The sequence below is a fragment of the Roseospirillum parvum genome, assembly GCF_900100455.1.
GTDB classification, from domain to species: Bacteria; Pseudomonadota; Alphaproteobacteria; order Rhodospirillales; family Rhodospirillaceae; genus Roseospirillum; species Roseospirillum parvum.
The window spans coordinates 402,277-415,273 of the sequence record NZ_FNCV01000001.1 but is presented as its reverse complement, the minus strand read 5'-3'; the positions used below and the strand labels follow the sequence as shown (position 1 = coordinate 415,273).

Below are 12,997 nucleotides of genomic sequence, written 5' to 3'. Positions count from 1 at the left end.
GCAGACTATTCGGAAAGGCTTACCCTGGCCGTGGACGACAAGGCCCCCAAGAGGCTGCGGACGGGCGATGATCCTGTCCCCCTCGGCGATCCCCCCCGGGTGTCGCCCCGAGTGATTGAGACAGGTTGACGGACATGGCCAACAGCCCGATCGACACCAAGACCCCCGACGCGGAGTCGACGCCCGCCGCGGAGGAAGCCCGCGACACCGCGCCCCCCCGGGATGATGCGAGCGACGACCTCGACATCGATCCAGAGGTGGACCTTGCGGTGGACCTCGCGTTGAACCCCGATCCGGACCCGGACGCCCCCGACGACGATCCAGACCTCGACCCCGACGCGGAGAGCGAAACCGACGCGGACAGCGAAACCGGGGAAGATGCCCCGGCCCGGCGGGGTCGCGGGCAGCGGCGCAAGAAGCTGATCGTGGTCGGCATCGCCGCCTCGGCCGGTGGGCTGGAGGCCCTGGGCCACCTGATCACCAACCTGCCGCCCACTTCGCCGATGGCCTACGTGGTGGTCCAGCACATGGCGCCGCAGCATCCCAGCATGCTGACCCAGTTGTTGAGCCGGCAGACCCAGATGAAGGTGGTCGACATCAAGGACGGTCAGCGCCTGGAGGCCGACACCGTCTACATCACGCCGCCCAACCACGACCTCGACATCAGCGACGGCCAGTTGCTCCTGCGCGAGCCCCACGCCGCGGTCGGCCCCAAGCCCTCGGTCGACTACTTCTTCACCGCCCTGGCCGAGGATCAGGGAGAGAACGCGGTCGGCATCATCCTGTCGGGCACCGGCTCGGATGGGGCGCACGGGGTGCGTGCCATCAAGGCGGCCGGCGGCATCTGCCTCGCCCAGGACGAGAAGACGGCGCGCTACAACGGCATGCCCAAGGCGGCCATCGACACCGGCTGCATCGACTTCGTGCTGCCGCCGGACCAGATGGGCGAGGAAATCCTCGACGTCCTGACCAACCCCAACCGGCCCGACCTGCCGACCGAGGCCCCCGAGGAATCGGACGGCCTGAAGCGCCTTTTGATGATGATCAAGCGGCGCCACGGCATCGACTTCGCCAACTACAAGACGACCACCATCGGCCGGCGCCTGAAGCGCCGCATGTCGGCCGTGCGCCGGCTGACGCTGGACGAGTACATCGCCTACGTGGAGGAAAACCCGGGCGAGTTGGAGCAGCTTCGGAACGACATCCTGATCTCGGTGACCAGTTTCTTCCGCGACACCGAGGCCTTCGACGCCCTGGCCCGCATCATCCCCGACATCGTCAAAACCAAGAAGCCGGGCGATTCCATCCGCGTCTGGGTTCCGGGGTGCGCCTCGGGCGAGGAAGCCTACTCGCTGGCCATCCTGCTGGCCGAGACCCTGGGCTCGGAGTTGCAGAACTACCAAGTGCAGATCTTCGCCACCGATGTGGACGCCGACGCCCTGGGCCGGGCCCGCAAGGCGGTCTACTCGGATGCCCAGCTCAAGAACATCTCGAAAGAGATGCTGAAGCAGTACTTCGTCGCCCGCAGCGGATTTTTCCAGGTGGTGAAGTACATCCGCGACATGATCGTGTTCGCCAAGCACGACCTGATCCAGGACCCGCCGTTTTTGCGCATCGACCTGATCAGTTGCCGCAACCTTCTGATCTACTTCAACAATCCGCTGCAAACCAAGATCATCAACATTTTCCACTACGCCCTCAATCCGGGCAAATACCTGATGCTCGGCAAGTCCGAGTCGGTCGGCGCGGCGACCGGGCAGTTCCACACCGTGGACAAGAAGTGGAAAATCTACCGCCGCCTGGGCGAGGCCCGTCAGCCGACCCGCGACCTGACCGACGTCTTCCAGCCCCGCCCCGGTGTGGGGCGCGAGCAGATGGGCACCGCCGTCGGCCTGAGGCGCGAGATGACCCGCGAGCCGACCCTGGCCGATCTGGCGGCCAATTCGCTGCTCGCCGCCTATGCGCCGTCGTCGTGCATCCTCGACACCACCGGGCGCATCCTGCACATCCATGGTGACGTCTCGCCCTATCTCAGCCTGGCTCCGGGAACCCCGGACCTCAACGCCTTCTCGATGGCCCGGCGCGAGGTGCGCGGCGAGTTGCGCACCGTCTTCGTGCGCGCCCAGCAGTCGGGCGAAGCCGCCACCGGGCCCGGCGTGCGCCTGGACAACGGCGAGGAAGGCGGCCTGTCGGCACGCATCTCGGTGCGCCCGCTGGGGCAGGCCACCGACGGCAATTTCCTGGTCTCCTTCGAGCGCATGGAACCACCGCCCGAGGGCTGGGGCGACGGGGCGCCGGCGGAGTACGGCCCGCGCACCCGCGAGCTGGAACAGGAACTGGCGGCGACCCGGGAAAACCTGCAAACCGTGGTCGAGGAGCTGGAAACCTCGAACGAGGAGTTGCAGTCCCTGAACGAGGAGTTGCAAAGCTCCAACGAGGAGCTGCAAAGCTCCAACGAGGAACTGGAAACCGCCAACGAGGAACTCCAATCGACCAACGAGGAGTTGACCACGGTCAACGAGGAGTTGCAGATCAAGTCGGCCGAGCTGGCCGCCGCCAACCAGGACCTGGAGAACATCCAGAAGAGCGTCGGCTTCCCGCTGGTGGTGGTCGACAAGGGGCTCCGGGTGACCCGCTTCAACGTCTTCGCCAAGGAAATCTTCGAGCTGATGCCCGATGACGTGGGGCAGACCGTCACCTCGCTGCCCTGCCATCTCGACATCCCGGGCCTGCGCGACATCCTGCGCGAGGTGATCGAGGCCGGCGCGTCCCACGAAGAGGACGTGCCCAAGGGCAACCTCCACTACTGGATGCGCTTCGTGCCCTACCTCAACGAGCACGACGTGCCGACCGGCGTGGTCATGACCTTCATCCCACGCACCGCCAACGACTGATCCCGGTGCGCCGCGTCGCCCCCCTGCTGCTGGCCCTGCTGGCTCCGCTGCCGGGGCGGGCCGAGCCGGCGGCGATGTTCCGCGACTGCGCGGCCTGCCCGCTGATGGCGCCCATCCCGCCGGGCACGGTGCGGCTTGGCGACACGGTGACGGTCACCCTGGCCGCCCCCTACGCCCTCTCGGCCACCGAGATCACCTTCGACCACTACGCCGCCTGTGTCGCCCAGGGCGCCTGCCCGGGCGGCCAGGACGACCACGGCTGGGGGCGTGGCGCCCGGCCGGTGATCAATCTCGATCTGGCCGCCGTCACCGCCTACACCGACTGGCTGACGGCGCGAAGCGGCCACCCCTACCGCCTGCCCTCGGAGGCCGAATGGGTCCACGGCGCCCGCGCCGGCACCGACACGGCCTACTGGTGGGGCGAGGAGATCGGCGCCGGCCGGGCCAACACCCTGGGCAGCGGCTCGCCCTGGAGCGGCCAGGGCAGCGCCCCGGTGGGCACCTTCCCGGCCAACCCCTGGGGCCTGTTCGACACCGTCGGCAACGTGCTGGAGTGGACCGCCGACTGCTGGGCGCCGACGGTCGCCCACCACCCCCGCGACGGCCGCCCCCTGCGCCAGGGCGACTGCACCAGCCGCGCCCTGCGCGGCGGGGCGTGGTACTACATCGCCGCCCAGGCCCGGGTGACGGCGCGCAACCGCCAGCCGGCCGGGGCCGGCAGCTACACCGTGGGTTTTCGGGTCCTGCGCGAGGGGGCGCCGCCCTGATCCCGGCTCACTCGGCCTCGGGCGGGGCGAGCACGGCCAGCACCGCCTCGGGGTCGAGGCGAACATCCCACCAGGACACCCCGAAGTGCAGATGCGGCCCGGTGGCCCGGCCGCTTGCGCCGACCGTGCCGATGGGCGCGCCGGCCCCCACCGGCTGACCTTCGCCCACATCGACCCGGGCCAGATGGGCATAGACCGTGGCCACCCCCTGGCCGTGGTCGATCATCACCGTGCCGCCGGTATAGAACATGTCGTCATGGACCAGGGTCACCGTGCCGGCGGCGGCGGCCTTGACCGGGGTGCCGGCCGGCGCGGCGATGTCGAGCCCCGAGTGGGGCGCCCGGGGCTCGCCGTTGAGGATGCGCCGGCTGCCGAAGACGCCGCTGACCGTGCCTTCGACCGGGCGGATCATGCCGGCCAGGAAGCGCGGCTCGGGGGTGTCGATGGCCCGGGCCTGGCGGATCAGCTCGGCCTCGGCGCGGATGCGCTTCAGGCGTTCCGGGTCGGGGGTGACCTGGGCCGGCGGCAGGCCGTCGATGTGCTGTTCGGGCCAGGCCACCGGGGCGATGGCGAGACGCCGGGTCTCGGCGCTGCCGTCGGGACGGGTCACGGTAAGCGCCACCCGGGCCGGGGCATCGCGCCCGAAGCCGACGACGAACCGCCCCTGTCCGTCCACCGGCACGGCGCGGCCGTCCAGGGCGACGGTGGCGCCGGGCACGGTGTGGCCCAGCGCCAGCCCGCCCTGGGTCAGCCGCCCGGAGAGATCCAGGGCCGCCGCCGGGAGGCTCCCCAGCGCCAGACACAGGACAATCAGCAGCGCCGCGAAGACTCTCACAGCAGACTCCCCTGGGTCGGTGGCTTGGCTTTGGCGGCCGGTTTGGGTTTGGGCTTGGCCGTGGGGGGACTGCCCCCCTCGACCACCGCCCCCACGCTGCCGTCATGGAAGGCCAGCCGCACCGCCTGCCCGGCGCCCAGGGCCCCGGCGGCGGTGACACAGGCGCCCTCGGCATCGGTCACCGCCACGTAGCCGCGCTCCAGCACCCGCTTGTAGGAAGCCCCCTCCAGCCGCGCCGCCACCTGGGCCAGCCGCTCGTCCAAGGCGGCCAGCCGGCGCCCGGCGGCGCCGTCCAGCCGGGCCTCCAACTCGCCGAGGCGGCCTTCGCCACGCTCGGCCTGGCGTTTGATCGGCTCGGCGGCGAGGCGCCCGCCCAGATGGGCCAGCGCCGTCGCCCGCTCGCGCGCCGCCGTCGCCCAGGCCCGGGCCAACCCCTGCCCGGCCACCCCGAGGGCCGTCTCCCGGGCGCTGATCTGGGCGGTCGGGGTGGGCAGCCGGGCGGCCCGTTCGGCGAGGCGGGCGCGGCGCCCTTCCAGCACCCCGGCCATCGCCTGGGCCAGCCGCTCGGCGCGGTCATCCAGACGCTGGGCGGCCTCCTCGACCAGCCGGCCAAGCGGCGGAATGCCCCGCCCCAGGCCGCGCACCTCGCCCGCCCAGGCATCCAGGCGGCGGGCCAAGCCGGCGTCCAGCCGGCCGCCCAGGTCGCCCACCTGGGCCCGCAACTCCAGGCGCACCGGCACCGCGTACTCGGCGGCCCCGGTGGGGGTGGGGGCGCGGCGGTCGGCGGCGTAGTCGATCAGGGTGGTGTCGGTCTCGTGCCCGACCGCCGAGATGACCGGAATGGCCGAGGCGGCGACGGCGCGCACCACCTCTTCCTCGTTGAAGGCCCACAGGTCCTCCAGCGAGCCGCCCCCCCGGGCGACGATCAGAAGGTCCGGGCGCGGCGGCCGGGGCCCGTCGGCCGGCCCCGGGGCCAGGCGGTTGAAGGCGGCGACGGCGGCGGCCACCTCGCCGGCCGCCCCCTCGCCCTGGACGCGCACCGGGATGAGCAGCACGCGAACCGGAAAACGGTCGGCCAGCCGGTGCAGGATGTCGCGGATCACCGCCCCGGTGGGCGAGGTGACCAGCCCGATCACCCGGGGCAGGAAGGGCAGCGGCTTCTTGCGCTCGGCGGCAAACAGGCCCTCGGCGGCCAGCTTCCGCTTGCGCTCCTCCAGCAGCTTGAGCAGTGCCCCCTCGCCGGCCAGCTCCAGCGACTCGATGACGATCTGATAGCTCGACCGCCCCGGGTAGGTGGACAGCCGGCCCTCGGCGATCACCTCCATGCCTTCCTCGGGGCGCAGCGACAGGCGCCCCATGACGCCGCGCCAGATGACCCCGTCGAGCACCGCCCGGTCGTCCTTCAGGCGCAGGTAGCAATGGCCCGAGCCGGCCACCTTGGGCTGGCTGATCTCGCCGCGCACCCTGACCTGGCCGAAAGCATCCTCGACCGTGCGCTTGAGCGAGGCGGACAGCTCGGAGACCGTCATCTCCGGGCGGTTGTGGGCGGTTTCCGGCGGGGTGGGGTGCGAGGGGGTCGTCATGGCCGCCGATTGTGCTACAAGTCGGACCATTCTGGAAACCCAAGGAGCTTGCCCCATGCGCATCCTGGTGGTCGGCGGCGGTGGCCGCGAACATGCCCTGTGCCGTGCCCTGGCGGCGGCCCCCACCTGCAGCGCCCTGTTCTGCGCCCCGGGCAACGCCGGCATCGCCCAGGTGGCGACCTGCCTACCGGTCGGCGCCGAGGACATCGAGGCCCTGGTCGCCTGCGCCCGTGCCGAAGCCATCGACCTGGTGGTGGTCGGCCCCGAGGCGCCGCTGGTCAAGGGGCTGGTCGACCGGCTGGAGGCGGCCGGCATCCGCGCCTTCGGGCCCCGCGCCCAGGCGGCCGAGCTGGAAGGCTCCAAGGGCTACATGAAGGACCTGCTGGCCCGCCATGACATCCCCACCGCCGCCTACGGCCGCTTCACCGATCCCGAGGCGGCCAAGGCCTTCGTCCACCAGCAGGGCGCGCCGATCGTGGTCAAGGCCGACGGGCTGGCCGCCGGCAAGGGCGTGGTGATCTGCCACAGCACCGCCGAGGCCGAGGCCACCATCGACGCCATGATGACCGAAAACGCCTTCGGCGGCGCCGGCGCCGAGGTGGTGGTGGAAGAATTCCTGGAAGGCCAGGAGGCCAGCTTCTTCGCCCTGATCGACGGCGAGGACGTGTTGCCCCTGGGGGCGGCCCAGGACCACAAGGCGGTGGGCGCCGGCGACACCGGCCCCAACACCGGCGGCATGGGCGCCTACGCCCCCACCCCGGCGGTCGACGCCGCCACCGAGGCGTGGATCGTCGAGCACGTGATGCGCCCCACGGCGCGGGCCATGGTGGCCGAGGGCCGGCCCTTCCGCGGGGTGCTGTTCGCCGGCCTGATGATCACCGACAGCGGCATCAAGGTGCTGGAATTCAACGTCCGCTTCGGCGATCCGGAATGCCAGGTGCTGCTCGCCCGCCTGAACAGCGATCTGGCCCAGGTGCTCGACGCCGCCTGCACCGGTCGGCTGGGCGAGATCACCCTGGCGTGGTCCCCGGAGAGTGCCATCTGCGTGGTCATGGCCGCCAACGGCTATCCCGGCGCGGTGGAAAAAGGCAGCGTGATTGCCGGCCTCGCCGACGCCGAGGCGGTCGACGGGGTGGCCGTGCTGCACGCCGGCACCCGGCTGGACGAGGCCGGCAACGTCACCGCCGCCGGCGGCCGGGTGCTCGGCATCACCGCCACCGGCGCCACCCTGGCCGAGGCCCACCAGCGGGCCTACACCGCCATCGACAAGCTGGACTGGCCGGGCGGCTTCTGCCGCCGCGACATCGGCTGGCGCGCCCTGATGTAGGCGGCGCCCCGCCGCTTGCGGGAAGGGCGCCGGGGGCACATCTCCTGATCCATCAAACCAGAGGTTCCCGCCACGGGAGCCAACCGTCATGAGGATCGGGACACCACCATGGACACCCAAAGCCTGACCCAGCGCGCCCAGGGCTTCCTGGAAGCCGCGCAAACCATCGCCGTGCGCGAGAGCCACCAGCAGGTGACCCCGCTGCACCTTCTGAAAGCCCTGCTCGACGACCGCCAGGGCCTGGCCTCCGGACTGATCGCCAAGGCCGGCGGCGACGCCGCCCGCGCCCTGGCCGACACCGAGCAGGCGCTGGCCCGCCAGCCCAAGGTGGAGGGCGCCGGGGCCCACCTGATCGCCGCCCCCGACCTGCACAAGCTGCTCGTCGCCGCCCAGGACCTGGCCAAGGACGGCGGCGACCGCTTCGTCAGCGCCGAGATCCTGCTGCGCGCCCTGGCCGGGCGCGGCGAGGCGGCCGACATCCTGAAGCGCGCCGGGGTCACCGACGACGCCCTGGCCGAGGCCATCGCCGCCCTGCGCAAGGGTCGCACCGCCGACAGCCAAAGCGCCGAGGACAGCTACGACGCCCTCAAACGCTACGCCCGCGACCTCACCCAGGCGGCGCGCCAGGGCAAGCTCGACCCGGTGATCGGCCGCGACGAGGAGATCCGCCGCACCATCCAGGTGCTTTCGCGGCGCACCAAGAACAACCCGGTGCTGATCGGCGAGCCCGGGGTCGGCAAGACGGCCATCGTCGAAGGCCTGGCGTTGCGCATCCTGGCCGGCGACGTGCCGGAAAGCCTTCAGGACAAGCGGCTGATGGCGCTCGACCTCGGGGCCATGATCGCCGGCGCCAAGTATCGCGGCGAGTTCGAGGAACGCCTGAAGGCGGTGCTCAACGAAATCGCCGCCGAGGAAGGCCGGGTGATCCTGTTCATCGACGAAATGCACACCCTGGTCGGCGCCGGCGCCGGCGACGGGGCGATGGATGCCTCGAACCTCTTGAAACCCGCCCTGGCCCGCGGCGAGCTGCACTGCGTCGGCGCCACCACGCTGAACGAATACAGGAAGCACGTCGAGAAGGACGCCGCCCTGGCCCGGCGCTTCCAGCCGGTGTTCGTGGCCGAGCCCAGCGTCGGCGACACCATCTCCATCCTGCGCGGCCTGAAGGAGAAGTACGAGTTGCACCACGGGGTGCGCATTTCCGACGCTGCCCTGGTCGCCGCCGCCACCCTTTCCAACCGCTACCTGACCGACCGCTTCCTGCCCGACAAGGCGATCGACCTGATGGACGAGGCCGCCGCCCGCCTGCGCATGGAGGTGGACAGCAAGCCCGAGGATCTGGACGAGTTGGACCGCCGGGTGATCCAGCTCAAGATCGAGCGCGAGGCCCTGCGCAAGGAGGCCGACCGGGCCAGCCGCGAACGTCTGGAACGCCTGGAAGGCGAGTTGGCCGACCTGGAGGAAAAGGCGCGCGAACTGACCGCCGCCTGGCAGCGCGAAAAGGCCAGCCTGGCCGACGCGACGCGCCTCAAGGAGCAGCTCGACCAGGCCCGCTTCGAGCTGGAGCGGGCCAAGCGGCGGGCCGACTGGGCCCGCGCCGGCGAGCTGGAATACGGCATCATCCCCGAGTTGACCCAGCGCCTGGACGCCGCCGAAGGGCAGGCCGAGGCGCCGATGCTCAACGAGGTGGTCAGCGAGCAGACCATCGCCACCGTGGTCTCGCGCTGGACCGGCATCCCGGTCGACAAGATGCTGGAGGGCGAGCGCGACAAGCTGCTGGGCATGGAAGACGCCCTGGCCCAGCGCGTCATCGGCCAGCAGGAAGCGGTGCGCGCCGTCTCCGACGCGGTGCGCCGGGCTCGGGCCGGGATCGGCGATCCCAACCGGCCGACCGGCTCGTTCCTCTTCCTGGGGCCCACCGGCGTCGGCAAGACCGAGCTGACCCGCGCCCTGGCCGAGTTCCTGTTCGACGACGAGCGGGCGATGGTCCGCGTCGACATGTCCGAGTACATGGAAAAGCACGCCGTGGCCCGCATGATCGGCGCCCCGCCCGGCTACGTCGGCCACGAGGAAGGGGGCGCGCTGACCGAGGCGGTGCGCCGCCGGCCCTATCAGGTGATCCTGTTCGACGAGATCGAGAAGGCCCACCCGGATGTCTTCAACGTGCTGCTTCAGGTGCTCGACGACGGGCGGCTGACCGACGGCCAGGGGCGCACCGTGGACTTCCGCAACACCCTGATCGTGATGACCTCCAACATCGGCGCCGAGATCCTGGCCGCCCAGCAGGAAGGCGAGGACAGCGAGGCGGTGCGCGGCCCGGTGATGGAGATGGTGCGGGCCCACTTCCGGCCCGAGTTCCTCAACCGGCTGGACGAGGTGCTGCTCTTCCACCGCCTCCACCGCGAGCACATGGGCGGCATCGTGGAGATCCAGCTTGGCCGCCTGGTGGCCCGCCTGGCGGACCGCTCGATCGGCCTTGAGGTCACCCCCGAGGCCCGCCGGTGGCTGGCCGAGCGGGGCTACGATCCGGTCTATGGGGCGCGGCCGCTGAAGCGGGTGATCCAGAAGACGCTGGAAAACCCGCTGGCCCTCAAGCTGCTCGACGGCGCGGTGGCCGACGGGGAAACGGTGGCGGTCACCGTCGCCCCGGACGGCGAGGAACTGGCCTTCCGGAACGGCTGAGGATCAGGCCTTTTCCTTGATGAACCAGCTCCTGGGCGCCCCACAGACCGGGCACAGCCAGTCCTTGGGCAGGTCCTCGAAGGCGGTGCCGGGTGGGATGGGGTGGCTGCCGACGATGTTCTCCGGGTCGCCCTTGGCCGGCACGTAGAAGTAGGGGTCGCACTCGTTGAAGGTGCAGCGCCAGACCTGATTCAAGGGGTCGTAGGCCGGCTTGGTGGCCGATTTGGCGGCAGCCCGGGCCGGGCCGGCCCCAAGCCCGGTTGCCACGCCGGCCAGCAGGGCCGGCAGGCCGACCAGCAGGCGACGGCGGGCGGGATCGATACGCGACATCGGGAAAGTCTCCCTGCGGTAGGTAAGGCGGAACCGAACGGGCCCCGGCGCCTGAAAGCTCCGGGGCCCGCCGTCATTGACGTTTATTCAATCCACCGGGCCGATCAGCCGATGGCGCCGCCCCCCTTCTTCACCACCACCTGCACGGCGGGGCGCGGCGGCATGTTGTCGGCGAAGTCGGGCCAGCGGGTCGACGGATTGTCGAAGGTGCTGCCCTTCTCGTCGCCCGGGTGCTGAACGGCGGCGAAGTAGGCGCCATCGTCCGGGGTGAACTCCGGCCCGCACAGCTCGGCGCCCTGCGGACAGGCGTAGAAGCGCCGGGTGACGGCGCGCGCCGGGCCGGTGACGTCGGCCGCCCACACGCCGTCGGCGATGCCGCTCTTGGGCCCGCCGTCGGTGGCGATCCAGATGCGGCCCTTGCTGTCGAAGGCGACGTTGTCGGGGCACGACAGCCAGCCGTTCTCGCCCACGTCGCCGCCGTACAGGGCGCCGTCTTCCGGCTTGGCCGGGTTGCCGGCCTTGAGGAAGATGTCCCAGGTGTAGCGGTCGGCGGTGTGGTCGGCCTCGGCGCCGTTGCCGTCGGCGGCGGTGCCCGGCGGGATGATCTCCACCACGTGGCCATGACGGTTGGCGGCGCGGTCGTTGACCACGTTCAGGTCGTCCGCCTTGCGCTTGGTGTTGTTGGTCATCATGGCGTAGATGATGCCGTTGACCGGGTTGGGCTCGACGTCTTCCGGGCGGTCCATCGGGGTGGCGCCCATCAGGTCGGCGGCCTTGCGCACGTCGATCATGACGTCGGCCTGATCCTTGAAGCCGTTCTCGGCGGTCAGCGGGCCGTTGCCGTGGACCAGGGGCAGCCAGTCGATGGAGCCGTCCTCGTTGAAGCGGGCCACCGACAGGGTGCCCTCGTCCAAGAGGCCCATGTTGGCGGCGCGGTCATCGGGGTTGTAGGTGCCCTTGGTGATGAAGCGGTAGACGTACTCGAAGCGCTGGTCGTCGCCGGCGTAGACCACCACGCGGCCGTCCTTGTTGAGCACGGTGGTCGCCCCCTCGTGCTTGAAGCGGCCGAGCGTGGTGCGCTTCTTGGGGGTCGAGGTGGGATCGTAGGGGTCGTACTCGACCATCCAGCCGAAGCGGTTGGGCTCGTTGGGCTCCTTATCCACGTTGAAGCGGTCGTGGAACTTGCCCCAGGCGTAGCGCGCCTTGCCCAGGCCCAGGCGCTTGTAGTTCTCGGCCTCGGCGGTGGCTTCCGGATTGCCCCAGAAGTAGCCGTGGAAGTTCTCCTCGGCGAACAGGATGGTGCCCCACGGGGTCTTGCCGCCGGCGCAGTTGTTCACCGTGCCGATGACCTTGGTGCCCGAGGGGTCGGCCTTGGTCTTGGCGCGGTCGGTGCCGGCGGCCGGGCCGGTCAGCTCGAACTCGGTTTCAAGAGCGGTCATGCGGCGGTTCAGCGGGCTGTCCTTGACCACCTGCCAGGTGTTGCCCTCGCGCTTGATCTCGACCACCGCGTGGCCGTGGGCGGCCATCTCGATGTCCACCTGCTCCTTGCTCAGGCTCTCGATGTCGCCATCGGCGATGCCCGGGAACATCAGGTGCGGGTTGGTGTACTCGTGGTTGACGCAGAGCAGGCCGTGATCCGGGGTCTTGGAGCCCACCGGCAGCGGCATGAAGGCAACGAAGTCGTTGTTGTAGCCGAACTGCTTGGCCTGGGCGGCGGCCGACTGGTTCATCGGGTCGAACTCGGGCGCCCCGGCGACCACCGGATCGCCCCAGCGGATCAGGGTCTGGATCTCGTAGCCGTCGGCAACGTGGCTGTTGGCGTCGTAGCTGTGGGGCAGCGGCGGGAAGGTCAGGCTGCTTTCGCCGGCCGCGGCCTCGGCCGGGCGGGCGCCCAGGGCGACCCCGGCCCCGCCAGCCAGACCAGCCACGGCGGCGGTGGCGGCCGTGCCCTTGAGCAGGGCGCGGCGGGAGAGGGCGCCGCTGAACAGGCTGCCGCCGACGGCCCCGGCGGCGAGCAGGCCGGCGCCGACGGCCATGGTCGAGTCGCCCTCGCCCAGGCGAGCCAGGCGGTCGGCGAAGATGTCGGCGAAGGTGCGGCGGGTCGACGGGTTGGTCGGGGTATCGTCGTCCTGATCGAGCATCTCGCTCCAGGTCAGGGTCTCGGACATGGTTTGTCTCCGTGAGATGGGGGACTTCCGGCACCGGAGGCGCCGGCAAGAGAGCCGCGCCGGCCGGGTGCACCTGGTCGTGCAGGCGCCCCCTTCGGACGCGGGCCTTGGGCCGGGAAAGGAAACGCCCAAGCCGGGAAACCCGCAACGGGCGAAGCGTGAACTTTGCGCGACCCTGAAAAGGTGTTGTCACACGCCCGCCCGCCTGCCTCCGCCACACCGGGAATGGGGCGGCGCCGAAGGGCCGTGTTCCGGTTGCCTGAAAGAAATGGGGCGGCGCCGAAGAGCCGCCCCAATTACCCGAACGAAGAAAGGGGCGGCTCCGAAGAGCTGCCCCAATTACCCGAACGAAAAAAGGGGCGGCTCCGAAGAGCCGCCCCCGGTTACCCGAACGAAAAAAGGGGCGGTTCC

8 protein-coding genes are annotated in these 12,997 nt (G+C 70.9%); 4 read left to right on the top strand and 4 right to left on the bottom strand.

Annotation, left to right across the window (positions count from 1 at the left end; all coding sequences use genetic code 11):
* Positions 1–134 precede the first annotated feature (134 nt).
* Together BLR95_RS01690 and BLR95_RS01685 are read left to right on the top strand one after the other, a co-directional pair.
* Positions 135–2,894, top strand: coding sequence for a chemotaxis protein CheB (locus BLR95_RS01690; protein ID WP_092614367.1), 2,760 nt, complete (start codon positions 135–137; stop codon positions 2,892–2,894).
* A 5-nt stretch (positions 2,895–2,899) separates the two neighbouring features.
* Positions 2,900–3,661 carry a formylglycine-generating enzyme family protein gene (locus BLR95_RS01685; RefSeq protein WP_245689170.1) on the top strand — a complete coding sequence of 254 codons (762 nt, stop codon included), beginning with the start codon at positions 2,900–2,902 and terminating at the stop codon, positions 3,659–3,661.
* Positions 3,662–3,668: 7 nt separating this feature from the next.
* Here the strand turns inward: BLR95_RS01685 and BLR95_RS01680 are convergent, their stop codons facing one another.
* Both BLR95_RS01680 and xseA read right to left on the bottom strand, forming a co-directional pair.
* On the bottom strand, positions 3,669–4,496 hold the full coding sequence (locus tag BLR95_RS01680) for a M23 family metallopeptidase (protein WP_092614364.1): 828 nt from the start codon (positions 4,494–4,496) through the stop codon (positions 3,669–3,671).
* Positions 4,493–6,079 (bottom strand): exodeoxyribonuclease VII large subunit, encoded by a 1,587-nt coding sequence (gene xseA / locus BLR95_RS01675; protein WP_092614362.1) that lies wholly within the window; start codon positions 6,077–6,079, stop codon positions 4,493–4,495. The genes BLR95_RS01680 and xseA overlap by 4 nt, the downstream gene beginning before the upstream one ends.
* Positions 6,080–6,134: 55 nt before the next feature.
* Here xseA and purD point away from each other — a divergent pair, with 55 nt between their 5' ends.
* Entirely contained in the window at positions 6,135–7,406 is a 1,272-nt protein-coding gene (gene purD / locus BLR95_RS01670; protein WP_092614359.1) for a phosphoribosylamine--glycine ligase, read from the top strand.
* 108 nt (positions 7,407–7,514) lie between these two features.
* Entirely contained in the window at positions 7,515–10,088 is a 2,574-nt protein-coding gene (gene clpB / locus BLR95_RS01665; protein ID WP_092614356.1) for an ATP-dependent chaperone ClpB, read from the top strand.
* A gap of 3 nt (positions 10,089–10,091) precedes the next feature.
* Here the strand turns inward: clpB and BLR95_RS01660 are convergent, their stop codons facing one another.
* Positions 10,092–10,418 carry a rubredoxin gene (locus tag BLR95_RS01660; RefSeq protein ID WP_092614353.1) on the bottom strand — a complete coding sequence of 109 codons (327 nt, stop codon included), beginning with the start codon at positions 10,416–10,418 and terminating at the stop codon, positions 10,092–10,094.
* A gap of 104 nt (positions 10,419–10,522) precedes the next feature.
* Positions 10,523–12,586 (bottom strand): PhoX family protein, encoded by a 2,064-nt coding sequence (locus BLR95_RS01655; protein ID WP_245689169.1) that lies wholly within the window; start codon positions 12,584–12,586, stop codon positions 10,523–10,525.
* Positions 12,587–12,997: the final 411 nt, after the last annotated feature.

Coding starts and splice junctions, on each gene's coding strand:
- purD (WP_092614359.1), top strand. CDS start 6,135: ATGCGCATCCTGGTGGTCGGCGGCGGTGGCCGCGAACATGCCCTGTGC.
- BLR95_RS01690 (WP_092614367.1), top strand. CDS start 135: ATGGCCAACAGCCCGATCGACACCAAGACCCCCGACGCGGAGTCGACG.
- BLR95_RS01655 (WP_245689169.1), bottom strand. CDS start 12,586: ATGTCCGAGACCCTGACCTGGAGCGAGATGCTCGATCAGGACGACGAT.
- clpB (WP_092614356.1), top strand. CDS start 7,515: ATGGACACCCAAAGCCTGACCCAGCGCGCCCAGGGCTTCCTGGAAGCC.
- xseA (WP_092614362.1), bottom strand. CDS start 6,079: ATGACGACCCCCTCGCACCCCACCCCGCCGGAAACCGCCCACAACCGC.
- BLR95_RS01660 (WP_092614353.1), bottom strand. CDS start 10,418: ATGTCGCGTATCGATCCCGCCCGCCGTCGCCTGCTGGTCGGCCTGCCG.